Source organism: Algibacter lectus, from assembly GCF_004368925.1.
GTDB classification, from domain to species: domain Bacteria; phylum Bacteroidota; class Bacteroidia; order Flavobacteriales; family Flavobacteriaceae; genus Algibacter; species Algibacter lectus.
On record NZ_SORL01000001.1, the window covers coordinates 82,641 to 108,053 of the forward strand.

A 25,413-nucleotide genomic window follows, 5' to 3' on the forward strand; every position below is an offset into this window, starting at 1 on the left:
GACTTTTTAACTATTCTTTATGCTTATATTTTTAATATTCATCTTCATTCCACAGATAATCTTCATCTGTAGGGTAATCCGACCATATTTCCTCAATCGAATCGTACGAATCACCTTCGTCCTCAATCGACTGTAAATTTTCTACAACCTCTAAAGGTGCACCAGTTCTAATGGCGTAATCTATCAATTCGTCTTTGGTTGCAGGCCAAGGCGCATCACTTAAATAAGATGCTAATTCTAAAGTCCAATACATGTGTTAATGCGTTTAATTTTTTGCAAAAATAAATTTTTAGTTTAAACACACAAGTAAAAAATGAATTATTTAATCATTAATTTTAAGAACGTATCCTTTTGTACTCTAAACAGTTGAAATTTATTATTGCATAGTTAATAATTGTAGCAATACTTTTGCTTTATTTTTGTTTTGGGCGTTACCACAAGGGTCGGGTTTTCGGCAGTCGCTTTTTTTGAGAAAAACAAAAGAGAGCTTCAACAAAGCCTCAATCCCTAACGCAGATTTCGCTTCCAAATCAAAATATAGCTTTTTAATTTAAACTTCCAATAAATAATTTAATATTTTTCAGGAATCCATTTAATTTCATTTGCTTGTAAGTCTAAAGACAACTTTCGTGCCAATACAAAAAGATAGTCCGAAAGTCTATTTAAATACTTTAAAGCATTCGCTTCAAAAGGTTCTAAGTCGTTAAGTGCTGTTGCTAAACGCTCGGCTCTACGGCATACACAGCGCGCTATGTGACAAAATGACACGGTTTGATGGCCACCCGGAAGCACAAAATGCGTCATTTCTGGTAAAGCTTCGTTCATACTGTCCATAGCAAGCTCTAGACGCTCAATATCCTTAATCGATATCTTTTCGATATTAAGTCGGTCTTTGCCATTTTTTAAAACAGCTTTTTCTGGATCGGTAGCCAAAATAGCGCCAACCGTAAATAATTTATGCTGAATTTCGGTAAGTAATTCCTTGTAATCTTCATTAACGTCTTGGTCGCGAATTAAACCCAAATGAGAGTTTAACTCATCTACAGTGCCGTAACTTTCTATACGGATATGGTGTTTTGGTACACGAGTACCGCCAAATAATGCCGTGGTACCGTTATCGCCTGTTTTAGTGTAAATTTTCATAGGTTAAAGGTAATTGTTAAAAAAGGAAATTTCAAAAAAGATTACTGTAAATATGGAGATGCGTTTTAGAAGTATTTGAGTTATAGATTTTTAAATAAGCTATTTTATTCTATGAATATTATTTAACAATTCTTTAAGAAATTGGCAGTATTGTTAATAATACTGTTTTAAAAAGGGGGGGATTAAGAGAAACTTTGTAATAATTGCTTGTAAGTTAATTATCACTTATAGATTAAAAGTAAAACTATTATTTTTGCACAAAACAACATAAAAAAACAAAACTTAATTATGAAAAAAATCTCATTAGTAGTATTATTACTTTTAGGTTCCTTCGGTGCTAAGGCGCAGTCTTACGTAGGGTTTCTTACAGATAATTACAGCGGTGTAAATAGCGTTATTGCTAACCCTGCTAATATTACAGATTCTCGTTTTAAAACAGATATTAACATTGTAGGTGTTAGTGCTTTTGCAGGTAACGACTATTATGGTGTTAACCTTTTGGATGCGCTTAAAGACGATTACGATTTTGATTTAGATGCAAAAAAATCGCCATCTACAGATAACAATGCAGCTATTAATTTAGATGTTATGGGGCCAGCATTTATGTTTAATTTAACCGAAACTAGCTCTTTAGCTATTTTTACTAGAGCACGCTCTATGGTTAATGTAACCGAAATTAATGGAGAAACTATTGATAATGTTGATGATGACACTACCGATGATTTTGTTGTAAACGAAGGTGATTTTACAACCTTTGCTCAAGCTTGGGCAGAAGTAGGTGTAACTTATGCTAGAGTTTTAATGAACAAAGAAGAACACTTTTTAAAAGGTGGTCTTACCGTAAAGTATTTACAAGGTGGTGGTACTGCTTATGCTTATGGTAAAAATGTAACTGTAGATTATGATGCCGATGGTACAAATCCAACTACAGGAAGTTTAGATACTACAGGCGAGTTAACTTACGGTTATTATGATAACTTCGATAATGATGATTATGATTACGAACTTCCAGATGCTTCTGGTTTTGGCGCAGATTTAGGTTTTGTTTACGAATGGAGACCAGATTATAGAGATTACCAAACAGAAAGTGTGAACGGACCGGCTTATAATCATAAGGATCAAAATAAATATAAATTGAAAATTGGATTATCTATTACAGATATCGGTCAAATTAATTATAAAGAAGGAACTCAAGAAGTTTTTGATATTAACGGTGCAAACATTAATGAAGACGATTTTGATAATGGTGATGATTTTGCAGATGCTTTAGAAAATATCTACGGTATTGGTACGGTGACTAATGGTTACAAAGTAAAGTTACCAACGGCTGTTCATTTAAATGCAGATTATAGCTTTACTAAGCGTTTCTTTTTAAACTTAAATACTGATTTTTCTCTTATTGCTAAAGGAAAAGAAAAAGCGAGTCGTATTGCAAACATGGTGTCATTAACTCCTCGCTTTGAGAGTAAGTGGTTTAGTTTTTACGTACCAGTTAGTTTAGTGCAGTATAACGGATTTCAAGCCGGAGCAGGATTTAGAGCAGGACCTCTATACATAGGTTCTGGGTCTGTAATTACTGCTTTAGCTAGTGATAATACAAAAGGTGCCGATGTTTATGCAGGTTTAAAAGTGCCAGTGTACCAAGGAAAGCCAAAAGATAGAGATAATGATGGTGTTATCGATAAGTTAGATGGTTGTCCTAGAGAAGCAGGGCCAGCTGAAAACAACGGTTGTCCATGGTTAGATAGTGATGTAGATGGTGTTATGGATAATGAGGATAATTGTCCTGAAGTTGCAGGTCCTAAAGAAAATAAAGGTTGTCCTTGGGGAGATACAGATAACGATGGTGTTTTAGACAATATTGATATTTGTCCTAAAGTTGCAGGTCCTGTAGAAAACAGTGGTTGCCCATGGAAAGATACAGATAACGATGGTGTAGCAGATAAATTTGACGAATGTGTAGACGTTGCTGGTACAGTAGCAAACAAAGGTTGTCCTGAAGTAGTTGTGCCTACAGTAGAGGTGCAAGCGACTTTAAATGCTTACGCTAAAACTATCTTGTTTAACTCTGGAAAATCTTCTATTAAAACAGAATCTAATAAAGTGTTAGCTGAAATTGTTAACATTTTAGGTGAATATCCTGATGCTAAATTTTCTATTGAAGGTCACACAGATAGTTCTGGTGGTGATACTTTAAACCAAAGACTATCAGATGCTAGGGCAAATGCCGTAAAAGCTTATTTAGTAAAAAATGGTGTAGATGAATTTAGATTATCTGCTATTGGTTTTGGTGAAACTAGACCAATTGCGACTAATGCAACATCTGCAGGTAGAGCTGATAACAGAAGAGTAGAAATTAACTTAGTAAAGTAATTTTTACTTAATAATATTTAGATAGTTTTTATTTAAACAAAAGCCTCAGAGTTTAATAACTCTGAGGCTTTTGTTTGTTTTTTGGAATATCGAATAAAGGAGAGAACGTAAAGTGAAATTTTAGTTAAACACGAATTATAAAATCTTCGCGAACTTGCTCTTTCCTAAAGAAAACAAATCCCCAGAAAAAAGTATCTACAGTAACTTTTACTTTTGGATGTTTTTTTATGGTTTCCCATGCTTCGGTCATGTCTTTAGACCAGTAAATATCATCAAATATAAAAACAGAATCGTTGTGAGCTGTTTCTAAAAGCGCTTCAAAATAATCTAAAGTGGCTTGCTTTTTGTGGTTACCATCAAAGAAAATTAAATCGTAACTATTGGTTTTAAGTTGTTCAATTTCATCATTAAAATCACCTGTAATAACCTCAATTTTTTTCAGCTTAAATACTTCAAAATTAGATTTAGAAAAAGCGGAAATATTTGGGCAGCCTTCAATAGTTGTAATGCTAGCTTGGGGATTTCCTAAATGTAAAGCTGCTGTAGCTATGCCTAAAGAGGTGCCTAATTCTAAGCTGTTTTCGGGTTTAAAGTAGTTTGATAATCTATATAGTAGTTTTGCGCGCTTATTGGTGGAACCTGCGTTTTTAGCCATTTTAGAAATGCTGCGTTCTTTTTGTTTCATAACCTGAGAACCTGCGCCTAAATCGATTACTTGTATAAGGTTGTTGTTTTTTAGAAGTGCTGCTTTATAATCAATTATTGTTTTATAACCTGGGTAGTTTGCTTTATCGTAAAAGCATTTGGTAATTAAATCGTATACAAAAGGGGAGTGCACACCGTGCTCATTGGTCGATTTTAAAAGAAATTTAAAATATTGAATAATTTGATACACGCTTTTATTAACCATTTTAGTTATTTGGCTAAATACATGCCAAAGAATACTGCTAAAAATCCAACCACAAAACTAGCAATAGTATAAATTGCAAAACTGGTGAAATCTCCAGATTTTAAAAACATGTGGTTTTCGTAAGCAAAGGTAGAAAAAGTTGTAAAACCACCGCAGAAACCAGTAGCTAAAAGTAACGTTTGATTTTGTGAAAGCGAATCGTGTTTAACAGCGAGACTTAAAACAATACCTATAAGCAAGCTTCCTAAAATATTGGCCACAAAAGTACCATAAGGTATTCCGTTTTCTGTGTTGTTTAAAAGTTTACCAATTACATAGCGCAGTACGCTACCAAAACCACCACCCAGAAAAACGAATACAAGTTGTTTCATTTAAAAATTAATCGTCAAGTGGTTTTATGGCAATATATATTTCGGTTAGCCATTTTGCAGGGTTTGGGTTGTTTTCTGCTAAATTGCTATACACTTCTATAGTCGGTCCGTTTTCTAAAGCTTCTAATCCATTTTCAGGAATATAATTCATGCCTTTTTCCCATGCTTCTTTTAAGTTGGTGTAATTTCCTTTTAAAACCGTTTTTACAGCTTTAAAAGGTGGTAATTGTCCCGTTAATATATCGCTATCATTAGATATTACTTTTTCGGTTGTTGGTACACAACACGAAAACATAACGGCGTTATTCTCTTCATCCCATTGATGGTAATTTACAAAAGGTTTACCTGCGGTTTGTATGCTGTTGTTTTCAGCGTAAGCTATAATTTTAGGTAGCATATTCTGCATTTTGGTAGAAAGTTCGTTTATTTTACAAGAAGCGGTGTTGTATAAATAGTAGCCACCACCGTGTTGAGTAACTCCAAAAACATTGATGCTGTATTTTTTCATGCTAGCAACGGCAACGCTGTCTAGTTTAAATAAGCCACGATCAAAATCGGGGCCAACAGACTCTTCAATAGGTCCAGAAAAAGCGGTATACATTTTAGTCATAAAATCTTGCTTCCCACTCATGGTCCAAGTTACTTTTGTACCATTGTTTTCAGGCTCAAAAGACCAACTAATATCCGATTGACTTTCAAAAGGTGTTACAAAATTAATTTGTTGTGCAATAGATTTGTTTTCTTCAACAGCCAAAGTCTTCATGCTACCTTCTCCTAAAATGTTTCCGTTCCAAGCATAACCTGCAGCAATACCACTGGTTTTATCTAAATAAGTAAGTGTTGCTAGTGGTTCTTGTTCAAGCCATGGGGAGAAGTTTGGCCAGTTTTTATAGTCATTCACTTCATTAAAAACCACAGTACTTGGAGCCTCAATTATTCTACTTCTAGAAAACGTATACGTGTTGGGCTGCACCGCAATATATATAGATGCGCCTATAATTGTAATAAGTAAAAGAAATAAAATATACTTAAAAGCTTTCATTGTATATGGTTTAGAGAGAGAATATTTAACTCAAAGATAATCAATTTTAAAATTCGTTTAATAAATTATTACATTTGTTGAATTAATAATAACGTTTTAATAGTGAAATGTTCTTTTTTTATAAAAATAAGAATAGTAAGTCGCTTTAAAGAGTTGTTTTTGTAAGTTAAAAAATAATAATAATTTAAATTATGAAACTAAAATCAATTGTAGGTATTGCAATAATAAACTTAATGCTGTTTTCATGTGGTAATGAAAAAGGTGATAGTAAGGTTATTGAAGAGGTAAAAGAGGTTGTTGCATTTAATTATAATGTAGATCAATTTGCCGATATTAAAATATTAAAGTATCAAATTCCGGGTTGGGATAAATTAACTTTAAAAGAGCAAAAGTTAGTTTACTATTTAACTCAAGCGGGTTTGTCTGGTCGCGATATTATGTGGGATCAAAATTACCGTTATAATTTAAAAATCAGAAAGGCTTTAGAGCAAGTTTACACAAGCTATTCTGGTGATAAAAATGCTAAAGATTGGGCAAGTTTTGAGAGTTATTTAAAACGTGTTTGGTTTAGTAATGGTATACACCATCACTATTCTACAGATAAATTAACTCCTGAGTTTTCTGCAGATTATTTAAAAGAATTATTGGCTGCAACTAATACAACTTTAGATGCAGATGCTTTTGATGCTATATTTAATGATGCGGATACTAAAAAAGTTAACCAGGCAAAAGGTGTTGATAATGTAGCGCTTTCGGCAGTTAATTTTTACGGACCAAATGTTACTAACGACGATGTTGAAAGTTTCTATAAAGCTAAGCAATCTCCAAATGCTGATAAGCCTTTATCTTTTGGTTTAAACTCCCAATTAGTAAAAGAGGATGGTGTTTTAAAAGAACGTATTTATAAATCGGGTGGACTTTACGGGGAAGCTATAGACGAAATTATTAAATGGTTAGAATTGGCTAAAGGTGTTGCCGAAAATGAAGCTCAAGGTCATGCTTTAGGTCTTTTAATTGAATATTATAAAACGGGAGATTTACAAACTTGGGATGATTATAATGTAGCTTGGACTGGGGCTACTGCCGGAAATATAGATTACATTAATAGTTTTATTGAGGTGTATAATGATCCATTAGGATACCGTGGATCTTACGAGAGTATCATTCAAATTAACGATTTTGATATGTCTCAGAAAATGAAAGTATTATCAGATAATGCACAATGGTTCGAAGACAATTCTCCATTAATGGCAGAGCATAAAAAAGAGAATGTTGTTGGTGTAACTTACAAAGTTGTTAATGTCGCAGGTGAGGCTGGTGATGCGTCTCCAAGTACTCCAATTGGTGTTAACTTGCCAAATGCAAACTGGATTCGTGCCGCTGTTGGTAGTAAATCTGTATCCTTAGGGAATATTGTAAATGCATCAAACAATGCAGGAACTACTGGGCGTTTAAAAGAATTTGTTCATGATGAAGAAGAATTACTTTTAGAAGAAGAGTATGGGCAATTAGCCGATAAATTACATACTGCTTTACACGAAGTTATTGGTCATGCTTCCGGAAAGTTAAATCCTGGTGTTGGTGAAACTAAAGAAACGCTTAAAAACTACGCATCTACGTTAGAAGAAGGTCGTGCGGATTTAGTTGGTTTATATTATTTATACAATCCTAAATTACAAGAACTAGGTTTAGTAACCGATTGGGAAAAGATTGGTAAAACAGCTTACGACGGTTACATTAGAAATGGTTTAATGACGCAATTAATCCGTTTAAATTTAGGAGATAACGTTGAAGAGGCTCACATGAGAAACAGACAATGGGTATCGGCTTGGGCTTTTGAAAAAGGAAAAGCAGATAACGTTATTGAAAAAGTAACACGCGACGGAAAAACATATTTTAACATCAATGATTATGCGAAATTACACGATCTTTTTGGTGAATTATTAAAAGAAACACAACGTATAAAATCTGAAGGTGATTATAAAGCTGTAGAGGCTTTAGTTGAAGGTTATGGTGTAAAAGTAGACCAAGATATTCATGCAAATGTTTTGGAGCGTAACAAACAATTTAGTTCGGCACCTTACACAGGTTATGTGAATCCTATTTTAGTTCCAGAAACTAATGATGCAGGAGAAATAACTAAAGTAAATGTAGAGTATCCGGAGTCTTTCGTAGATCAAATGTTAACATACAGTAAGCATTATAGTTTCCTTCCAGAAGTTAACTAAGTAATAAGTTAATTGTAAATAAAAAAAAACAGAACCTTTATTCAGGGTTCTGTTTTTTTGTTTACACTAAACGTTAATAGAATTAAATTTAATAAGATGAGTACACCGATAATGATAAGTAGTTTCATTTTTAAATTAGTTTAATAGCTGTTAGGTAGATGCACCGTTTTTAAAAAGGTTGCGTTATAAAGTTGTAAATTTTTATAAATACCCCAAATATGCTTGATAAATACTTGAAAGAGAATTAAAAAGCATCTAATTTATAAGTAAGCAGTGCTTATTTTTAATATTATAATTTCCAAAGGAGCATTCCTGATAAGACAGAAAATGTATTCTTTATTGAAGATTGTTATAAAAATGAAAGATTAATCCCGTTTGTAGATTACAGGAAGAGGTAGTTTAAAAAAACGAATTATTTAAAAAAGAATTTAATAGCAACAATAGAAAGTATAAAGCCAATAAACCCAACTAAAACCCAAATACTACCGCTATAGAAACGTTTGTGCAGTTTAAAGTCTTTTCGGTAGGTAAAGCCAATAATAATGGCAAAAACAATAAAAAATATTACTCCGAAAATCATTTGACCATTACTAAACATATCCCTATTTTTATGCAAATTTAATTAATACTTACGAGATTTCTACGGTTGTAGAAGTTTAAAAATATAATTTATGAAGAATAAAATAGAAGCAGTAAAAGCCTTTCATACGGCATATAAAATTGGATACAGAGAAACTCCAAAGGCGGATTTAGGTGATGCGAAAAATACATTGCGTTTCAATCTAATGAAAGAGGAGAATGAAGAGTATCTAGAAGCTGCTAATAATAACGATCTTGTAGAGGTTGCTGATGCTTTAGGCGATATGCTTTATATTTTATGCGGTACTATTATAGAGCATGGTATGCAATATAAAATTGAAGAGGTGTTTGAAGAAATTCAACGTAGTAATATGAGTAAGTTAGGTGAGGATGGAGAGCCTATCTATAGAGAAGATGGCAAAGTCTTAAAGGGGCCAAATTATTTTCAACCTAATATTGCCGATATTTTAAAGAAATAACTTTTTTGAATATTTATTATTAAGATTAAACCTTTTGTAAATAAAGAAGTCTAATTAAGATTAAGTTATTTTTTGAATGAAGAAGAAAGGTATATTAGTTAGTTTTATTGTTACTCTATGTTTTTTGGTAAGCTGTAAAGACAATAAAAACGAAGCTATAATATCTCAAGATATTCCGGTTTACGACTTTGAAGGCTTAGAGCCTTTACTTTATACTCAGAACAATAAAACATATTTAATAAATTTTTGGGCCATGTGGTGTTTACCATGTGTAGAGGAGTTGCCGTATATTCAAGAATATGCGAACAAAAACCCAAATGTAGAAGTTATTTTAGTTAGTATGGACTTTCCAAAAGACATCGAAACAAAGCTGAAACCCTTCTTAAAGAAAAATAATATAACGACTAAAGTGGTTCTTTTAGACGATCCTGATGCTAATTCTTGGATAAATAAAATAAATCCTGAATGGTCTGGCGCTATACCGTTTACTATTATGTTTAATAGCGAAAAACGTTTTTATTACGAGCGTTCTTTTGATGATTTACAAGATATCGAAATTGAAATTAGTAAAAATTTTAATAAATAAATAGAATTCAAAATGAAAAGAATAAGTGTATTAATAGCTACATTAACATTGTCTCTTGCGGTTTTAGTATCATGCAAAGATAGCTCTCAAAAAAACAGTGAAGTATCTGCGGAAAATCACCAAAGCGATCATAAAGATCATCCGCACGATGGAGACCGAAAAGGACCTCCTCATGATGGAGATAGATCAGGACCTCCACCACATGGAGGTGATAGAAAAGGGCCACCTAAAGGAGGTTCTCCGGAACAAACTAGGAGTTTAGAAGAAATTGGCGGTTATAAAATAGGAGAACGAGCTACCGACTTCAATCTTAAAAATGTTGATGGTTCTATGGTGTCCCTAGCAAGTTATGATAATGCTAAAGGTTACATTGTAACGTTTACTTGTAATGAGTGTCCGTTTGCAAAAATGTACGAAGATCGTTTAATAGCATTGCATAATGAATATGCGCCTAAAGGTTACCCTGTAATAGCTATTAACCCAAATAGTCCTGAGAATGAAAAAGAAGGTTATGCTGCTATGCAAGCTCGTGCTAAGGAAAAAGGGTTTCCTTTTGCTTACCTTGTAGATGAAGGACAAAAAATATACCCACAATACGGTGCGGTAAGAACACCTCATGTGTTTTTATTAGATGCAGAACGTAAAGTACAATATATAGGTACTATAGATAATAATGCAAAATCTGCTGAAGATGTTAAAGTTAAGTTTCTTGAAAATGCTATCACGGCTTTAGAGAACGGAACAAAACCAAGCCCAGAAATTACAAAAGCTATTGGATGCCCAATAAAAGCAAGTAGAAGCTAAAATATTAAATTTATTTCATAAAAAAAGAGAGAAATCTAATTTAGATTTCTCTCTTTTTTTATCTATCATTTTTGATAGGAGGTAAGTAAAATTATTTTACTTCGTATCTCCATGCAAAAGGATCTTCTGTTTTATTCGTTTGAATATCAGTAATACGCTTTTTTAAATAGCTAGCGTATGTATCTTCCAATTCTGGTAAATCAAAATCTTCATCTTTAAACCCAAATCCAGAAATAGGTGAAATTACCGCAGCAGTTCCTGCTCCAAACATTTCTTTTAGCGATCCGTTCTTAGCCGCTTCAACAACTTCTTTTACTGTAATTTTTCTAACTTCAACAGGTATGTTTTCAGCTTCAGCTAATTGAATAATACTCTTACGAGTAATACCATCTAAAATTCTATCACTCGTTGGGCCTGTAATTAATGTATCGTTTATACGTACAAAAATATTCATAGCGCCAGCTTCTTCAATATATTCGTGGGTGTTATCGTCAGTCCAAATTACTTGTTGGTAACCTTTCTCTATCGCTAATTGTGTTGGGTAAAATTGCCCAGCATAATTACCTCCAGCTTTTGCGAAACCTACACCACCATTAGCAGAACGTGAGTATTTTTCTTCAATTAACACCTTTACTTTTCCTGAGAAATAAGCTCCCGATGGTGCTGTACAAATTATAAATTTATAAGCATCCGCAGGTGAGGCATGAAAACCATTTCCTGAAGCAAAAATAAACGGACGTATATATAAAGAACTTCCTTCATTTTTAGGAATCCAATCGCTATCAACTTCTAAAAGCGCTTTTAAACCTTCCATGAAATAATTTTCAGGTAATTCAGGAATTGCTAAACGTTTTGCAGAAATATTTAATCGATTAAAATTATCTAAAGGGCGGAATAACCAGACTTTCTCATCGGCATCTTTATATGCTTTCATTCCCTCGAAAATCGATTGACCATAATGGAAAATCTTAGCCGATGGGTCTAAAGTAATCGGTTCGTAAGGCGTAACCTTTGGGGCTTGCCACTTACCGTTTTCATAGTTGCACACTAACATGTGGTCTGAAAAAACACTTCCAAACTTTAAATTGTCAAAATCTACATCATTAATTTTTGTCGATTTTGCTTTTATAATCTCGATGTTGTTGATTATAGCACTCATATTGTTCTTATTTAGATTGTAAATTTAAGTAAATTCGTTTTTAAAATTTGGGTATATTTACAGAAATTGTATAAAATCTAAACATTCATCAAATGAAATCTCTTTTTCTCACTTTTATTTGCGTTTTTTTTATGATATCATGTAAAAAGAAAGCAGATGTGCAACAGGCAGAACCTACTAAAACAGAAACGATTAGTTATGCTTCTTTCGGAAATAAAATTATAGCCGATGATGCTATTCCGGCAATCTCTATGGCTTCGCATTATAAATCTATGAATGTGGGCGACAGTATTCCTTCAAAAATAAAAGCAAAAGTTAATAGTGTTTGTCAGGCAAAAGGCTGTTGGATGCGTTTAGATTTGGAAGATGGTAACGAGGTCATGGTGAAATTTAAAGATTATGGTTTTTTTATGCCAAAAGATATCAGCGGTCAAGAAGTTATTATTAATGGTAATGCTTTTGTTTCTGAAGTTTCAGTTGATGAGCAACGTCATTATGCCGCAGATGCAGGAAAAACTAAAGAAGAAATAGAGCAAATTATTGCACCCAAAAGAACATTTTCTTTTGAGGCCGATGGTGTACTCTTAAAACAATAAATTTGAAAAGAGAAGTTGTAATTACAGCCGATGGTTCTTCAACCATACATTTACCAGATTGGGACGAGCAATATCATTCTAAACATGGTGCCATACAAGAAGCTTACCATGTATTTATAAAACATGGTTTGCAATATTTTTATTCTGAAAACATAAAAACGGAAGGTGAAGAAGTGGCCATTCTTGAAATTGGTTTTGGTACAGGCTTAAATGCTTTTATCACTTTTCTAGAAGCTGATAAACTAAAATTAAAAATAGATTATGTTGGAGTAGAAGCGTACCCCGTTTCCACGGAAGAAATACGTTTATTAAACTACGCTAAGGAGCTCAAAGCTGAAAATAACGAATCTGTTTTTAAAGCACTCCATGACGTTGCTTGGAACGAAAAACATGCTTTAACGCCTAGCTTCTCAATCGAAAAACAAAAGAAGTTTTTTGCAGAAATTGAAGACGAGCAAGCTTTTAATATCATCTACTTTGATGCTTTTGGTGCGCGCGTTCAGCCGGAATTATGGACAGAGTCTGTTTTTAAAACCATGTATAAAGCTTTAAAAACCAGTGGCGTTTTGGTAACCTACGCAGCAAAAGGTAGTGTGCGTCGTGCTATGCAAACCGTTGGGTTTACTGTGGAGCGTTTAGAGGGGCCTCCAGGAAAGCGCGAAATGTTACGAGGTACAAAATAGTAGAGATACTTACTAGTTCACTCATTATAATATATCAATAGGTTTAGAGCGTTATTCTTCATTTTATTAAAAATGAAGAGAGATTAAGCGCATAATTAATATTGTGTTAAACCTTCCCTAAAAGAGTAGCAAATAAAGTGGCTATTTTGTAACTTTAAATAAAAAGTAGATGCGAGTTTTAATAACAGGAGCTACGGGATTAATTGGACAAGAAATTGTTAGTCGCTGTCATGCTCAAAATATTCAGGTTAACTATTTAACTACAAGTAAATCTAAACTTGAAAACACCGAAAACTATCAAGGTTTTTACTGGCAACCCAAAACTAAAGAGATAGATTTAGATTGTTTTAAAAATGTAGATGCTATTATTAACTTGGCAGGTGCTACTATTTCAAAACGTTGGACGACTTCATATAAAAAAACAATATTATCGAGTCGAGAAGATACAGCTCATTTACTTTTTGAGAGTCTTAAAAAAATAGAGCATCAGGTAACGCAAATGGTATCGGCTAGCGCAATTGGTTTGTATCCCGATTCTTTAACAAACTATTACACCGAAGATTTTAAAATAAGTAGTTGCGATTCTTTTTTAAGTGAAGTTGTAAATGTTTGGGAGGCTGCTGTAGATCGTTTTTCAGAATTAAATATAGAAGTCGCTAAAATTAGAATTGGTTTAGTTTTAGCTGAAGATGGCGGTGCATTAACCGAAATGGTAAAACCTGTAAAATTAGGTTTAGGGTCTGCTTTTGGTAGCGGAAAGCAATGGCAATCTTGGATTCATATAGAAGATTTGTCTCAGATTTTTATGCTTGCACTACAAGAAAAGTTAAGTGGTGTTTATAACGCCGTTGCTCCAAACCCAACGACTAATTACGAGTTAACTAAAACGATAGCCACAACTTTAGACCGTCCCTTTTTTATGCCTAATGTACCAAAGTTTGTCATGAAATTGGTACTTGGCGAAATGCATCTTTTGTTGTTTGAAAGTCAGCGTGTAAGTTCTAAAAAAATAGAAGATGCTGGCTACGATTTTAAATTTCATCATTTACAACCGGCTTTAGATAATTTACTAGGTTAAGCGGTTCTGCAAAAAAAAAAGTAACTCCTAAATTAAGAGCCACTTTTCAGAATGTTTTATTTTTTAAAATCAGCTTTCGTTAAACCGTTATTAAATTTTATATCGGTCCAGTTTACAAGTATCCAAGGTTCTTCGGTTACTTCTGCGTCCCAATTAGATTTTTTGTATTTACGTTTTGTAGGTATTAGTAAATCTTCAACTTGTTCATATTCCATTATCATTAACATAGGTTCGGTTCTACCGAAATCCATAACGGTAAACAAGAACTGATCGACCAATTTAGTTTCTTTATTAATATACAATTGATAAATATCTGATGGTTTACTGGTGTTAAAAGAAACCTTAATAACATCATAGGTGGTATTGTTAATAGTTAGTTCCTTTACGTACTCATATTGTAAACCCGGATCTAGCAATTTTTGCATCATGGCAAACCAATAAAAATTTGTAGGTCTGTTAAAAGCAACTTTCTTTAATGCTGCCGCATCGTTTAATGGTGCTCCGTTAAGTTTTATCCAAAATTCATTACCATCGTAACCTTGTTCAATTAAACCTTCTAAATCAGGAAGTGTGCGCTCGTGCTTTTGATAAGCTCCGTAAGATAGTTCATCATTAAAAATATACTTTTCCGTAATAATATCGGTTTTGCCATCTGGTATACGGTAGGTGTAAGTATAGACTACATCTTTTTTGCTGGCAAGTTTACTGTAATCACCAACTTTTTGTGTCATTTGGTACACTAACTCGTGAGCCTGATTTTGAAATTTTTGCTTTTCTTCTACAGCCTTATCAATAGGTGTTTCTGCTTTGTTTTCTTTCCCTTCATTTTTACAAGATGTTAAAGCAAAAATAGTAAAGGCGCTAAGGATTAAATTAGTTTTTATTTTCATAGTTTTTTTACAAAGTTAAGTTTTAAGATGTGTTTTACAATGGCTAACCTTTAGTGTTTACGTGCTTTTTTAAAATAAAAAAAGCCACCAAGTTTTCACGTGGTGGCTTTTCGGTAAAAGGTATATTATAATTAAGACTTCGCAGCTTTAACTGTGATTTTTAATTCAATATCATCATTGATAAATTTATCACCTAAATTATCAAAAATAGATTTAGATCCGTATTGTACGTTCCATTTTGTTCTATCAATAGAAAAAGCTTCACTAATAATAGTAATAGCGCCACCTTCGTTAGCGATAGTCACAGGGAAAGTTACATTGTTTTTTACCTCTTTAAGTGTTAAATTACCAGAAAGCATAGTTTTACCTTCTGCATCAGTAACCTCTGTAATAGTAAAAACAGCACTTGGGTATTTCTCTACATCAAAAAAGTCAGCATTTGTTAAGTGACCTACTAATTTAGCATTTCCTTTATCATCAGCAGGAATATCTAAAACAGTTATCGATGCCATATCAATAATAAAAGATCCACCAACAACTTTTCCATTAGCAACATTAAGCGCGCCACTTTCTAAACCAATAGTTCCGTTATGTGAACCTGTTGGCTTAAAACCTGTCCATGCAATAGTAGAACTAGCTTTGTCTACAGTGTAAATTTCGGTATTAACAGCTTCAGTTACAGCAGGAGTTTCAGCTTCTGTAGTTGTTGCTTCTTTTGCTTTGTCTTTACAGCTAAATACAGAAAGGCTTAAAGCCGTAATGAATAAAATATTTACAAATTTTGTTTTCATTGTTATAGTTTTTTTAAGGTTTATCGTGTAAAATTACACAAAAGTGAATGCAATATAAAGGAATTTAGTACAAAATAAATTAATGACATTATGGCATTTTAATAATATTGGCAGTACTTTTGCCAACTAATTTTAAGAATTGCAAAATTGAAATTACAATGAGTGATAAAGATAACAAAGATATAGAGAACGAGCAAGTTGAAGCAAACGAAGCAGAAAACGTTGCAGTAGAAGAGCAAGAGGTTGAAGAACTGACGGTTGAAGAAAAATTACAAGCTGAAGTAAAGCAAGAAAAAGACAAGTTTTTAAGACTTTTCGCAGAGTTTGAAAACTACAAAAAACGTACCTCTAGAGAGCGTATTGAATTGTTTTCTACGGCTAGTGAAGATGTAATGAAAACATTACTGCCAATTTTGGACGATTTTGAACGTGCTTTAAGTCATATTGAAGATGATAAAGAAGCTGAAGAATTACGTAAAGGTGTACTTTTAATTTACCAAAAATTGGTAAACACACTAGAACAAAAAGGTTTAAAAGCAGTTGTGGTAGAACAAGGTGAAGTTTTTAACGCCGATAATCACGAAGCGATTACTCAAATTCCTGCGCCAACAGATGATATGAAAGGAAAAATTATTGATGTAATTGAAAAAGGCTATAAACTTGGTGAAAAAGTAATTCGTTTCCCGAAAGTAGTTATCGGACAATAAGAAGGTATTATTAATTAAAACAAATGCTTCCTTTTCGGAAGGGTTTACACAGCAATGGCAAAGAGAGATTATTACGAAATATTAGGCATTAGCAAAGGAGCAACGGCAGCCGAAATTAAAAAAGCTTACCGAAAAAAGGCAATTGAGTTTCATCCAGATAAAAATCCAGATGATAAAAGTGCCGAAGGTAAATTTAAAGAAGCAGCCGAAGCATATGAAATTTTAAGCGACGAGAATAAAAAAGCACGTTACGATCAGTTTGGTCATCAAGCCTTTGAAAACGGCGGCGGTGGCGGCGGTTTTGGCGGCGGCGGCATGAATATGGACGACATATTCAGTCAGTTCGGAGACATCTTCGGTGGCGGCGGTGGCGGCTTCGGAGGTGGCGGATTTTCTGGTTTTGGTGGTGGCGGAGGCCAACGCCGTGTTAAAGGAAGCAACCTACGTATTCGCGTAAAATTAACCTTAGAAGAAATTGCTAACGGTGTAGAAAAGAAAATAAAAGTAAAACGTAAAGTACAAGCCGATGGTACTACGTATAAAACTTGTTCTACTTGTAATGGTAGCGGGCAAGTAACACGTATCGCTAACACTATTTTAGGTCGTATGCAAACCTCTGCACCATGTAATGTTTGTGGTGGAGCGGGACAAACTATTGATAAAAAGCCAGCTGATGCTGATGCACAAGGTTTAAAAGTATCTGAAGAAACAGTTACTATTAAAATCCCTGCAGGAGTAGTAGATGGTATGCAACTTAAAGTATCTGGAAAAGGTAACGAAGCACCAGGTAATGGCGTTTCGGGAGATTTACTAGTTGCTATTGAAGAAGCAGAACACGATACATTACAACGTGAAGGCGATAATTTACATTACGATATGTACATTAGCTTGCCAGACGCAGTATTGGGTACATCTAAAGAAATAGATACCGTAACAGGTAAAGTACGTATTAAAGTAGAAGCAGGAGTTCAATCTGGTAAAATTTTACGCTTACGCGGAAAGGGAATCCCGAGTATCAATGGGTACGGAACCGGAGATTTATTAGTACACGTAAATGTTTGGACACCAAAAACGTTAAACAAGCAACAAAAAGAATTTTTTGAAGCTATGAGAGACGATGATCATTTCTCTCCAAAACCAGAGAAATCTGATAAATCTTTTTTTGAAAAAGTAAAGGATATGTTCTCATAACCAAAAATATAGGTCAAAATAAAAAATCCGCTTTTTAGCGGATTTTTTTTGTTTACGCTCGAATAAACTTAATGGATATGTTAATAATTGTTAAAAAAAAGTTATATTTGATGTATCACTAATTTATTTTAGTGATAATTTTTCTTTTTCATAGCAATTTTTTTCCCATCCTTAATTTTTTAAGGGTGGGTTTTGTTTTTAGAGCATTATAGAGTACGTAAAAACGCTATCAGTTTGTTTAAAACAATAGAATTAGAAGCAAATAATGTATAGGGTTTACAACTATTAAAACATCTTAATTTTGAGCGAAAAGATTAAAACTAATTTTTTAAGAAAGCATCCGTTCAACTTAAGCTAGCAACTAAACATTTAATATCTTTACGGCAAACAAGTCAACTAAAAAATTAATGAGTAATTTATTAGAAGTTAACGAAGTTTCTAAAAATTTCGGCAACTTTACCGCACTAAACAAAGTGTCTCTATCAGTGCCTAAAGGCAGCATTTTTGGACTTTTAGGACCTAATGGAGCAGGGAAAACAACCTTAATTCGAGTTATTAATCAAATAACAATGCCCGATTCGGGATCTGTTATTTTAGATGGCGAAGCCTTGCGCGAAAATCATATTAGAGATATTGGTTATTTGCCAGAAGAGCGTGGTTTGTATAAAACCATGAAAGTGGGCGAGCAGGCTCTTTATTTAGCTCAATTAAAAGGCTTAAGTAAAACTGAAGCTAAAGCACGTTTAAAATATTGGTTCGATCGTTTGGATATTGGCGATTGGTGGAATAAAAAAATCCAGGAGCTTTCTAAAGGAATGGCGCAAAAAATTCAGTTTGTTGTAACGGTTTTACACGAACCTAAACTATTAATTTTTGATGAGCCATTTTCAGGATTCGATCCTATAAATGCTGATATTATTAAAGATGAAATTTTACATTTAAGAGATCAAGGTGCTACCATTATTTTTTCTACACATAGAATGGAATCTGTAGAGGAATTATGTGATGATATTGCATTAATTCATAAATCGAATAAAATATTAGAAGGGAAATTGGTTGATGTAAAACGTCAATTTAAATCAAATACTTTTGAAGTTGGAATTCGATCAAATAATCAACCGGAATTAAAACAAGAATTAGCTCAAAAATTCGATGTGTCCGATGCTTATTTTAAAACTTTAGAAAACGAATTAAAATTAAATATTAAACTTCAAGACTCTCAAAAATCTAACGATTTATTGGGCTTCTTGGCAAGTAAAGGCGAAGTTTCTCATTTTGTAGAATTAATACCAAGCGTTAACGATATTTTTATTCAAACAGTAAAGAATAATTAATTTTTATGAACCATTTACCACTTATTATAAAACGAGAATATCTAAATAAAGTTAGAAATAAATCGTTTATAATTATGACGTTTTTAAGTCCCATTATTTTTATGGCGCTTATTGGTGTTGTTGCATACTTAACACAATTAAACAACGATAAAATTCGTTTAATATCTGTATTGGACGAATCTGGATTAGTAAAAGATACTTTTAAAGATTCAGAGCATACCACATATCATGTTTTGGAAGATATGTCTTTAGACGATGCTAAAGATTTATCTAAAGAAACGGAAGCTTACGGTTTATTGCATGTAGATAAAATACAAGATTTAAAAAACTTATCTAAGCATATCACATTTTATTCTGAAGAATCTCCATCGATAAATACTATTTCAGATTTAGAAAATCAGATAGAAGCTAAGTTAACTAATATGAAACTTCTGCAAAATGGAGTAGATGTAGATATGATTAATGCTTCTAAAATTAGCGTTGAAATAGCACAAGAAAGTTTTGATGGACAGAAAACATCAAAAATAGACAGTGTTATCAAAATTGCTTTTGGTGGCGCTTTAGGATATTTGCTTTTTATGTTCATCATTATTTATGGAAACATGATTATGCGAAGTGTGATAGAAGAAAAAACAAGCCGAATTATAGAGGTTATTATTTCTTCTGTAAAGCCTGTACAACTTATGTTGGGTAAAATTTTTGGAACTTCTCTAGCAGGAATAACACAGTTTTTAATTTGGACTATTTTAGGTTTTATTTTAATGTTTGTACTTTCGGCGGTGTTTGGGATAGATTTGGCACAAGTGCAAACGCCGCAGCAACAAATGGTGCAACAAGCCATGGAAAACCCTGAGCTTAACATGCGAATTCAAGATGTTTTAACAGCATTTTACAATTTGCCTTTATTGAATTTAGTGTTGGCGTTTATACTGTTTTTTATTGGTGGTTATTTGCTTTACAGTTCGTTTTACGCGGCTATTGGTGCAGCTGTAGATAACGAAACAGATACGCAACAATTTATGATGCCTATTATAATGCCTCTAGTTTTAGCCGTTTATATTGGTATATTTACAGTGGTAGAAGATCCACACGGAACCGTATCGACAGTTTTTTCGTTTATACCTTTAACGTCGCCTGTGGTTATGCTTATGCGTATTCCGTTTGGGGTTCCAATTTGGCAGCAAGTGTTGTCGTTTTCTATTTTAGTAGGCACATTTATGCTTACGGTTTGGTTTGCTGCAAAAATATACCGCGTTGGTATTTTAATGTATGGCAAAAAACCAACATACAAAGAGTTAATTAAATGGATTAAATATTAAAATGCAAGACAAGGTTATAGATCAAATAGAAGACACTATCGAGAATAGTTCCATTTGGGAACAGTTCATGGGGTTTTTAAATTATAATGTTTATACCTATACCATTAAAGATGGGAGTGGCATAGAAACAGGCGTACTAAAAGTAAAGTCTGTTTTGCTGGTGCTTATCATTTTAATATTAACTACCTATTTTTTACGCTTTGCACGAAATATAATGACGCGTAAAATGTCGGATGATGATAAAAGTAAATTCTTTACAGTTTTTTCATTTGCTCGTTGGTTAATATATTTAGTTGTATTGCTTATTGCCATGGATTCTATTGGTATTAATGTTACGGCTATATTTGCCGCTTCAGCAGCCTTATTAATAGGTGTTGGTTTGGCGCTTCAAACCTTATTCCAAGATATTATTTCTGGAATTTTTATATTAATTGATCAATCGGTACATGTTGGAGATATTATTGAAATAGAAGGTAAAGTTGGGCGCGTAGAAGAAATAAAACTCCGCACAACGCGAGCTGTAACTATAGATAATAGAGTGTTAATAATACCTAACCATTTATATTTAGCGAATAGTTTGTATAACTGGACGCAAAACGGATCGTCTACCAGAGAAGCTGTTGAGGTTGGTGTAGCATATGGCAGTGATGTGCAACTTGTAAAAAAAATATTGTTAGAAGCAGCAGCAAATCATGAGTCGGTAATGCAACATCCAGAGCCCTATGTGTTTTTTACAAATTTTGGAGATAGTGCTTTAGAGTTTAAATTAGTATTCACTATAAACGATAGTTTTCAAGGGGCAATTCCTAAAAGTGAAATTCGTTTTGAAATAGATCGTTTATTTAGAGAGAATAAAATTTCAATCCCTTTTCCTCAAAGAGATATTCATATTATTAAACAATAGATACTGACTAAATTGTGATAGAAAAACTGGAATTTAAAAAGGTGTTAATGTTATTGTTTATGACCAGTTTTTATATGGCGCATGCACAATTAACAGATTTGGCACGCTTAGAATACTCATTTATTCCAAAGAGTAATTCCGAAGATCAATATACACGATTAAGGGCCTTATTAAATTATCCTATAGAACTTAAAAACGATTCTTATTTTATTGTTGGTGGCGAGTATAACCGAATTCTATTAAACTTAGAAGATGAGTATGATTTTGAAACTTCGGGTTTAAATAAAATCCACATTATAGATTTAAACTTGGCTTATACGTTTAAGTGGAATGAAAAATGGCGTTTTGGAGTTAAATTTAATCCAAGAATAGCATCAACACTTACGCATAAATTAAATTCAGATGATTTTTTTATGAATGGTGGCGTGTTTTTTATTAATAAAAGAACTGCAGGTGAAGAGATAAAAAAAGACAGTCGATTAATTTTAGGTTTAACTTATAATGCTACAACCGGTTTGCCTTTTCCGTTACCGTTTGTTAGTTATTATAGAAAAATTGATGATAATTGGAGTTATACAGCCGGAATTCCTAAATCGAATTTAAAGTATCATTTTAATCCTAAAAATAATTTACAAGTATTTACAGGTCTCGATGGTTACTTGGCGCATTTACAAAAACCTTTAGTAATTAATGAAAAAGAGGCTGAGCATATATCATTATCTGTTGCTGTTAGCGGATTGGGGTATGAATATTGCTTTACAAAACATCTAGCTGCATATTTGTACACTGGTTATACTGTGAGATTAAATAATGTAATTAGAAGTAAAAATAGAGATGAAATTTTTAAATTAGACGATATTAATGCGTTCTATTTAAGAAGTGGACTAAAATTTAAAATATAAAGATGCCAAAAATACTAGTAATAGAAGATGAAGCAGCCATTAGACGTGTGCTTATAAAAATCCTTTCGGAAGAAAATGATACCTATCAAGTTGAAGAAGCAGAAGATGGATTAATTGGTATTGAAAAGATAAAAAACGAAGATTACGATTTAGTGCTTTGTGATATTAAAATGCCTAAAATGGATGGTGTTGAAGTCTTAGAAGCTACTAAAAAAATAAAACCAGAGATCCCTATGGTTATGATTTCTGGTCATGGAGACTTGGATACGGCTGTAAACACCATGCGCTTAGGGGCTTTTGATTATATTTCTAAACCGCCAGATTTAAATCGTTTATTAAACACGGTTCGTAATGCTTTAGACAGAAAAGAGTTGTTTGTAGAAAACAAAATTCTGAAGAAAAAAGTAAGTAAGAAATACGAAATGATAGGTGAGAGCGACGAAATCTCTCAAATAAAAGATATTATAGATAAGGTAGCTCCAACCGATGCGCGTGTGTTGATTACAGGGCCAAATGGAACAGGAAAAGAACTTGTTGCTCATTGGTTACACGAAAAGAGTGATCGAGCAAAAGGAAATTTAATTGAAGTGAATTGTGCTGCCATACCTAGCGAATTAATAGAAAGTGAATTATTCGGACACGTAAAAGGTGCTTTTACAAGTGCGAATAAAGATCGTGCAGGTAAATTTGAAGCGGCTAATGGTGGAACCATTTTCTTAGATGAAATTGGAGATATGAGTCTTTCGGCGCAAGCCAAAGTATTACGTGCTTTACAAGAAAGCAGAATTCAACGTGTAGGAAGTGATAAGGATATTAAAGTTAATGTACGTGTAGTTGCAGCAACTAATAAAAACCTTAAGAAAGAGATTGAGGATGGACGTTTTAGAGAAGATTTGTACCATAGGTTAGCGGTAATTTTAATTAAAGTACCGGCCTTAAATGAAAGACGTGGAGATATTCCGTTATTGATAAAACATTTTTCATCAAAAATATCTGGTGAACAAGGTACAAACGAAAAGAAGTTTACCGAAAAAGCGGTTAAATTATTACAAGAGTACGACTGGACGGGTAATATTCGTGAACTGCGTAATGTAGTCGAGCGCCTTATTATTCTTGGTGGTGCTGAGGTTAGCGAGCAGGATGTTAAGCTATTTGCGAGTAAATAAAAGCGTGAAATGTATAAAACAAAAAAAAGAGCCTATTAAGGCTCTTTTTTTTTGTTTTATACTGAATTTTTAATATTTGTGTACGCTATTAGTACCAACGTTTTTTCTTCTTTTTAGAAGCTTCACTTTTTCTACCTTTTTTATGCTTGCTGCCTCCTGTTTTTTGAGACTTATGCACTATTGGCTTTGCTTTTGGATCTAAAGGGTAAGGATGATCGTCTATAACATCAAGTTGCATTTGTATAAGTTGTTGTATAGCGAGTACATAGCTTTTTTCATCGGCAGAACATAAAGAATATGCCATACCTGCTTTTCCTGCTCTAGCCGTTCTACCAATGCGGTGTACATAAGTTTCTGGTATATTGGGTAAGTCGAAATTTACAACAGCATCTAAATCGCTAATATCAATACCACGGGCAGCAACATCTGTAGCAATTAAAATATTTACTTCGCCTTTCTTAAAACGTAATAAGGCATCTTGTCGAGCAGTTTGGCTTTTATCGCCATGAAGACTTTCTACTTTATAACCGTTTTTAGATAAGGTTTGTTCCAGTTTTTCTACACCAAATTTAGTACGTCTAAAAATGATGATGTTTCCTTTAATAGTATTGCGTAGTAAGTGTAAACCTAATTCTATTTTATTTTGTTTTGGTACAAAATAGAGTAGTTGGTTTACGTTTTTTGAGGTAGAAGAGTTTTGTGCAACTTCTACACGTTCTGGCTCGTTTAATATCGTGTTTGCTAATTGCTCTACCTTATAAGGGATAGTTGCAGAAAACAATAAAATTTGTTTTTCGCTGGTGCAAAGGCGTGCTACTTTTTTAACATCGTCAATAAAGCCCATGTCTAGCATTAAATCGGCTTCATCTAAAACAAGTGTTTCTACATAATCTAAATTTAAAGCATCTTGTTTATGTAAATCTAATAAACGTCCAGGTGTAGCAATTAGAATGTCTATACCTTTTTTTAACACGTCCTTTTGAGGCTCGATAGGTGCACCGCCAAAAATAACAGAGGTTGTTAAGTTTGTATATGTGCTATAGGTTTTAAAGTTATTCTCTATTTGAATAGCCAACTCGCGAGTAGGACTAATAATTAAAGCCTTAATTTTTTTACCTTTTTTAGGAGCTTCTTGGTTATTAAATAAGCGCTGTAAAATAGGGAGCGCAAAGGCAGCCGTTTTTCCTGTTCCTGTTTGTGCAGAAACAATAACGTCTTTTCCTTCTAAAACCAAAGGAATGGTTTTTTCTTGTACCAAGGTTGGATTGTCGTAACCTGCTTCGGCAACGGCTCTTAAAATTGGGCGATTTAATTGTAAGTCTTTAAATGACATGTATTAATAATTTGCTACAAAGATACTATAAACCGCTTCAGCTTATTTTAAATATGCAGCTAATTTGTTTCTTTTTTTCTCCGGAAGGGCATCATTTTCTATAGCGCGTTTCAGTAAATCTTGGTCTTTTTCTTTAGCGTATAGCAATTGATACATTTGGGCTATGGTTAAGGAGTTTTTAGCTTCTTCTTGTAAAACCATATGGTCTCCTACTTTTACAAAACCTTCTTTTAGTATTCTAATATAAGAGCCTGGGAATCCATAATCTATAAATGCCTTAAGTATATTTTGGTCATTAAATTTTACACCCAATTTAAAACAAGGTTCACGAGGTTGCGTTATTTGTACTAAAGCGTCTCCTATTTTATATATATTGCCTACATAAATTTCCGATTCATCGAAATTAGAAACGGTTAAGTTTTCTCCAAACATGCCCCAATTCCATTCTAAATCGGGATAGCGTTCTTTCCAATAATCATAATGTTTTTCAGAAAAAAGGTAACAAGCTTTAAATAGGCCACCATGATATTTTCTATCGGTTACTTCATCATTATCCACATCGGTTTTGCCAAGAAAAATAGGCGAGGCTGTTGGTGTTTTATAGATACCAGTAACGACTTCCTTTTTGTTCCAAATTATTGTTGTTGGTTTGGCAAGGTTGGTGGCAATAATTTTCATAATTAATAAAACGAATTTATGTTTTGTTAGTAGATGCGTTACGAATTTACTCTAATTTTAATAAGCTTACAAATTAGGTGCGATTTATGTAATTAAGACAAAATAATCATGGGTTTGCTGAGTATTACCAAAATCAAATGTTAAATTTGTTCGAATAACTTTACATG

Annotated in this window: 25 protein-coding genes; 15 read left to right on the forward strand and 10 right to left on the reverse strand. The window is 33.2% G+C overall.

What is annotated here, in order from left to right:
• Positions 1-31 precede the first annotated feature (31 nt).
• Positions 32-253: a DUF2795 domain-containing protein gene (locus DFQ06_RS00430; protein ID WP_019387375.1), complete on the reverse strand. Its 222-nt coding sequence runs from the start codon at positions 251-253 to the stop codon at positions 32-34.
• 317 nt (positions 254-570) lie between these two features.
• Positions 571-1,143, reverse strand: a complete 573-nt coding sequence (locus DFQ06_RS00435) for a cob(I)yrinic acid a,c-diamide adenosyltransferase (protein WP_042500041.1) — start codon at positions 1,141-1,143, stop codon at positions 571-573.
• A gap of 288 nt (positions 1,144-1,431) precedes the next feature.
• Here DFQ06_RS00435 and DFQ06_RS00440 point away from each other — a divergent pair, with 288 nt between their 5' ends.
• Positions 1,432-3,516 (forward strand): DUF5723 family protein, encoded by a 2,085-nt coding sequence (locus tag DFQ06_RS00440; protein WP_042506344.1) that lies wholly within the window; start codon positions 1,432-1,434, stop codon positions 3,514-3,516.
• Between the two features lie 124 nt (positions 3,517-3,640).
• Here the strand turns inward: DFQ06_RS00440 and DFQ06_RS00445 are convergent, their stop codons facing one another.
• From DFQ06_RS00445 to DFQ06_RS00455, 3 genes are read right to left on the reverse strand one after another with little or no spacing between them, the layout of a single operon-like run.
• The gene (locus DFQ06_RS00445; RefSeq protein ID WP_074940177.1) at positions 3,641-4,426 is read right to left on the reverse strand and encodes an O-methyltransferase; all 786 of its coding nucleotides are present in this window, start codon (positions 4,424-4,426) and stop codon (positions 3,641-3,643) included.
• 5 nt (positions 4,427-4,431) lie between these two features.
• Complete coding sequence (gene crcB, locus DFQ06_RS00450; RefSeq protein ID WP_133965401.1) at positions 4,432-4,797, reverse strand: fluoride efflux transporter CrcB; 366 nt, start codon at positions 4,795-4,797, stop codon at positions 4,432-4,434.
• A gap of 7 nt (positions 4,798-4,804) precedes the next feature.
• Positions 4,805-5,839 carry an SRPBCC family protein gene (locus tag DFQ06_RS00455; protein ID WP_133965403.1) on the reverse strand — a complete coding sequence of 345 codons (1,035 nt, stop codon included), beginning with the start codon at positions 5,837-5,839 and terminating at the stop codon, positions 4,805-4,807.
• Between the two features lie 191 nt (positions 5,840-6,030).
• Here DFQ06_RS00455 and DFQ06_RS00460 point away from each other — a divergent pair, with 191 nt between their 5' ends.
• From DFQ06_RS00460 to DFQ06_RS00480, 4 genes are all read left to right on the forward strand, one after another.
• Positions 6,031-8,067 (forward strand): dipeptidyl-peptidase 3 family protein, encoded by a 2,037-nt coding sequence (locus DFQ06_RS00460; RefSeq protein ID WP_133965405.1) that lies wholly within the window; start codon positions 6,031-6,033, stop codon positions 8,065-8,067.
• A gap of 671 nt (positions 8,068-8,738) precedes the next feature.
• On the forward strand, positions 8,739-9,125 hold the full coding sequence (locus tag DFQ06_RS00470; protein ID WP_042506352.1) for a pyrophosphohydrolase domain-containing protein: 387 nt from the start codon (positions 8,739-8,741) through the stop codon (positions 9,123-9,125).
• 76 nt (positions 9,126-9,201) lie between these two features.
• Positions 9,202-9,711, forward strand: a complete 510-nt coding sequence (locus tag DFQ06_RS00475; RefSeq protein ID WP_133965407.1) for a TlpA family protein disulfide reductase — start codon at positions 9,202-9,204, stop codon at positions 9,709-9,711.
• Between the two features lie 12 nt (positions 9,712-9,723).
• Positions 9,724-10,515, forward strand: a complete 792-nt coding sequence (locus DFQ06_RS00480; protein ID WP_133965408.1) for a redoxin domain-containing protein — start codon at positions 9,724-9,726, stop codon at positions 10,513-10,515.
• 91 nt (positions 10,516-10,606) lie between these two features.
• Here DFQ06_RS00480 and DFQ06_RS00485 read toward each other — a convergent pair whose 3' ends face one another.
• Positions 10,607-11,674 (reverse strand): branched-chain amino acid aminotransferase, encoded by a 1,068-nt coding sequence (locus DFQ06_RS00485; RefSeq protein ID WP_133965410.1) that lies wholly within the window; start codon positions 11,672-11,674, stop codon positions 10,607-10,609.
• A gap of 92 nt (positions 11,675-11,766) precedes the next feature.
• On the opposite strand from DFQ06_RS00485, the gene DFQ06_RS00490 reads away from it, so the two are divergent.
• The 3 genes from DFQ06_RS00490 (at position 11,767) to DFQ06_RS00500 (ending at position 14,031) form a co-directional block, all read left to right on the forward strand.
• Positions 11,767-12,270: a DUF4920 domain-containing protein gene (locus tag DFQ06_RS00490; protein ID WP_042500055.1), complete on the forward strand. Its 504-nt coding sequence runs from the start codon at positions 11,767-11,769 to the stop codon at positions 12,268-12,270.
• A 2-nt stretch (positions 12,271-12,272) separates the two neighbouring features.
• Positions 12,273-12,953 (forward strand): tRNA (5-methylaminomethyl-2-thiouridine)(34)-methyltransferase MnmC2, encoded by a 681-nt coding sequence (gene mnmD, locus DFQ06_RS00495; RefSeq protein WP_133965412.1) that lies wholly within the window; start codon positions 12,273-12,275, stop codon positions 12,951-12,953.
• Between the two features lie 169 nt (positions 12,954-13,122).
• A complete protein-coding gene (locus tag DFQ06_RS00500; RefSeq protein WP_042500060.1) occupies positions 13,123-14,031 on the forward strand; it encodes a TIGR01777 family oxidoreductase in 909 nt (302 codons plus the stop codon).
• Positions 14,032-14,087: 56 nt separating this feature from the next.
• Here DFQ06_RS00500 and DFQ06_RS00505 read toward each other — a convergent pair whose 3' ends face one another.
• A complete protein-coding gene (locus DFQ06_RS00505; RefSeq protein WP_133965414.1) occupies positions 14,088-14,921 on the reverse strand; it encodes a DUF6503 family protein in 834 nt (277 codons plus the stop codon).
• A gap of 131 nt (positions 14,922-15,052) precedes the next feature.
• Entirely contained in the window at positions 15,053-15,712 is a 660-nt protein-coding gene (locus DFQ06_RS00510) for a YceI family protein (protein ID WP_042500064.1), read from the reverse strand.
• A 158-nt stretch (positions 15,713-15,870) separates the two neighbouring features.
• Between DFQ06_RS00510 and DFQ06_RS00515 the strand changes: the two genes are divergently transcribed.
• From DFQ06_RS00515 to DFQ06_RS00545, 7 genes are all read left to right on the forward strand, one after another.
• Positions 15,871-16,419 carry a nucleotide exchange factor GrpE gene (locus DFQ06_RS00515; protein ID WP_133965416.1) on the forward strand — a complete coding sequence of 183 codons (549 nt, stop codon included), beginning with the start codon at positions 15,871-15,873 and terminating at the stop codon, positions 16,417-16,419.
• A gap of 54 nt (positions 16,420-16,473) precedes the next feature.
• The gene (gene dnaJ / locus DFQ06_RS00520) at positions 16,474-17,610 is read left to right on the forward strand and encodes a molecular chaperone DnaJ (RefSeq protein WP_042500070.1); all 1,137 of its coding nucleotides are present in this window, start codon (positions 16,474-16,476) and stop codon (positions 17,608-17,610) included.
• A gap of 407 nt (positions 17,611-18,017) precedes the next feature.
• Entirely contained in the window at positions 18,018-18,944 is a 927-nt protein-coding gene (locus tag DFQ06_RS00525; protein ID WP_042506724.1) for an ABC transporter ATP-binding protein, read from the forward strand.
• Positions 18,945-18,949: 5 nt separating this feature from the next.
• Positions 18,950-20,263, forward strand: coding sequence for an ABC transporter permease (locus tag DFQ06_RS00530; RefSeq protein WP_074940218.1), 1,314 nt, complete (start codon positions 18,950-18,952; stop codon positions 20,261-20,263).
• Between the two features lies 1 nt (position 20,264).
• Entirely contained in the window at positions 20,265-21,167 is a 903-nt protein-coding gene (locus DFQ06_RS00535) for a mechanosensitive ion channel family protein (RefSeq protein WP_042506728.1), read from the forward strand.
• A 59-nt stretch (positions 21,168-21,226) separates the two neighbouring features.
• Complete coding sequence (locus tag DFQ06_RS00540) at positions 21,227-22,069, forward strand: DUF6268 family outer membrane beta-barrel protein (RefSeq protein ID WP_083415857.1); 843 nt, start codon at positions 21,227-21,229, stop codon at positions 22,067-22,069.
• A gap of 2 nt (positions 22,070-22,071) precedes the next feature.
• The gene (locus DFQ06_RS00545; protein WP_074940225.1) at positions 22,072-23,235 is read left to right on the forward strand and encodes a sigma-54-dependent transcriptional regulator; all 1,164 of its coding nucleotides are present in this window, start codon (positions 22,072-22,074) and stop codon (positions 23,233-23,235) included.
• A gap of 88 nt (positions 23,236-23,323) precedes the next feature.
• Here DFQ06_RS00545 and DFQ06_RS00550 read toward each other — a convergent pair whose 3' ends face one another.
• Both DFQ06_RS00550 and DFQ06_RS00555 read right to left on the reverse strand, forming a co-directional pair.
• On the reverse strand, positions 23,324-24,568 hold the full coding sequence (locus DFQ06_RS00550; RefSeq protein WP_042501562.1) for a DEAD/DEAH box helicase: 1,245 nt from the start codon (positions 24,566-24,568) through the stop codon (positions 23,324-23,326).
• Positions 24,569-24,610: 42 nt separating this feature from the next.
• A complete protein-coding gene (locus DFQ06_RS00555) occupies positions 24,611-25,246 on the reverse strand; it encodes an MOSC domain-containing protein (RefSeq protein WP_133965418.1) in 636 nt (211 codons plus the stop codon).
• Positions 25,247-25,413: the final 167 nt, after the last annotated feature.

Excerpts from the sequence above, each read along its gene's own strand:
- DFQ06_RS00430 (WP_019387375.1), bottom strand. The coding sequence starts at position 253 with ATGTATTGGACTTTAGAATTAGCATCTTATTTAAGTGATGCGCCTTGG.
- DFQ06_RS00435 (WP_042500041.1), bottom strand. The coding sequence starts at position 1,143 with ATGAAAATTTACACTAAAACAGGCGATAACGGTACCACGGCATTATTT.
- DFQ06_RS00440 (WP_042506344.1), top strand. The coding sequence starts at position 1,432 with ATGAAAAAAATCTCATTAGTAGTATTATTACTTTTAGGTTCCTTCGGT.
- DFQ06_RS00445 (WP_074940177.1), bottom strand. The coding sequence starts at position 4,426 with ATGGTTAATAAAAGCGTGTATCAAATTATTCAATATTTTAAATTTCTT.
- crcB (WP_133965401.1), bottom strand. The coding sequence starts at position 4,797 with ATGAAACAACTTGTATTCGTTTTTCTGGGTGGTGGTTTTGGTAGCGTA.
- DFQ06_RS00455 (WP_133965403.1), bottom strand. The coding sequence starts at position 5,839 with ATGAAAGCTTTTAAGTATATTTTATTTCTTTTACTTATTACAATTATA.
- DFQ06_RS00460 (WP_133965405.1), top strand. The coding sequence starts at position 6,031 with ATGAAACTAAAATCAATTGTAGGTATTGCAATAATAAACTTAATGCTG.
- DFQ06_RS00470 (WP_042506352.1), top strand. The coding sequence starts at position 8,739 with ATGAAGAATAAAATAGAAGCAGTAAAAGCCTTTCATACGGCATATAAA.
- DFQ06_RS00475 (WP_133965407.1), top strand. The coding sequence starts at position 9,202 with ATGAAGAAGAAAGGTATATTAGTTAGTTTTATTGTTACTCTATGTTTT.
- DFQ06_RS00480 (WP_133965408.1), top strand. The coding sequence starts at position 9,724 with ATGAAAAGAATAAGTGTATTAATAGCTACATTAACATTGTCTCTTGCG.
- DFQ06_RS00485 (WP_133965410.1), bottom strand. The coding sequence starts at position 11,674 with ATGAGTGCTATAATCAACAACATCGAGATTATAAAAGCAAAATCGACA.
- DFQ06_RS00490 (WP_042500055.1), top strand. The coding sequence starts at position 11,767 with ATGAAATCTCTTTTTCTCACTTTTATTTGCGTTTTTTTTATGATATCA.
- DFQ06_RS00500 (WP_042500060.1), top strand. The coding sequence starts at position 13,123 with ATGCGAGTTTTAATAACAGGAGCTACGGGATTAATTGGACAAGAAATT.
- DFQ06_RS00505 (WP_133965414.1), bottom strand. The coding sequence starts at position 14,921 with ATGAAAATAAAAACTAATTTAATCCTTAGCGCCTTTACTATTTTTGCT.
- DFQ06_RS00510 (WP_042500064.1), bottom strand. The coding sequence starts at position 15,712 with ATGAAAACAAAATTTGTAAATATTTTATTCATTACGGCTTTAAGCCTT.
- DFQ06_RS00515 (WP_133965416.1), top strand. The coding sequence starts at position 15,871 with ATGAGTGATAAAGATAACAAAGATATAGAGAACGAGCAAGTTGAAGCA.
- dnaJ (WP_042500070.1), top strand. The coding sequence starts at position 16,474 with ATGGCAAAGAGAGATTATTACGAAATATTAGGCATTAGCAAAGGAGCA.
- DFQ06_RS00525 (WP_042506724.1), top strand. The coding sequence starts at position 18,018 with ATGAGTAATTTATTAGAAGTTAACGAAGTTTCTAAAAATTTCGGCAAC.
- DFQ06_RS00530 (WP_074940218.1), top strand. The coding sequence starts at position 18,950 with ATGAACCATTTACCACTTATTATAAAACGAGAATATCTAAATAAAGTT.
- DFQ06_RS00535 (WP_042506728.1), top strand. The coding sequence starts at position 20,265 with ATGCAAGACAAGGTTATAGATCAAATAGAAGACACTATCGAGAATAGT.
- DFQ06_RS00540 (WP_083415857.1), top strand. The coding sequence starts at position 21,227 with ATGACCAGTTTTTATATGGCGCATGCACAATTAACAGATTTGGCACGC.
- DFQ06_RS00545 (WP_074940225.1), top strand. The coding sequence starts at position 22,072 with ATGCCAAAAATACTAGTAATAGAAGATGAAGCAGCCATTAGACGTGTG.
- DFQ06_RS00550 (WP_042501562.1), bottom strand. The coding sequence starts at position 24,568 with ATGTCATTTAAAGACTTACAATTAAATCGCCCAATTTTAAGAGCCGTT.
- DFQ06_RS00555 (WP_133965418.1), bottom strand. The coding sequence starts at position 25,246 with ATGAAAATTATTGCCACCAACCTTGCCAAACCAACAACAATAATTTGG.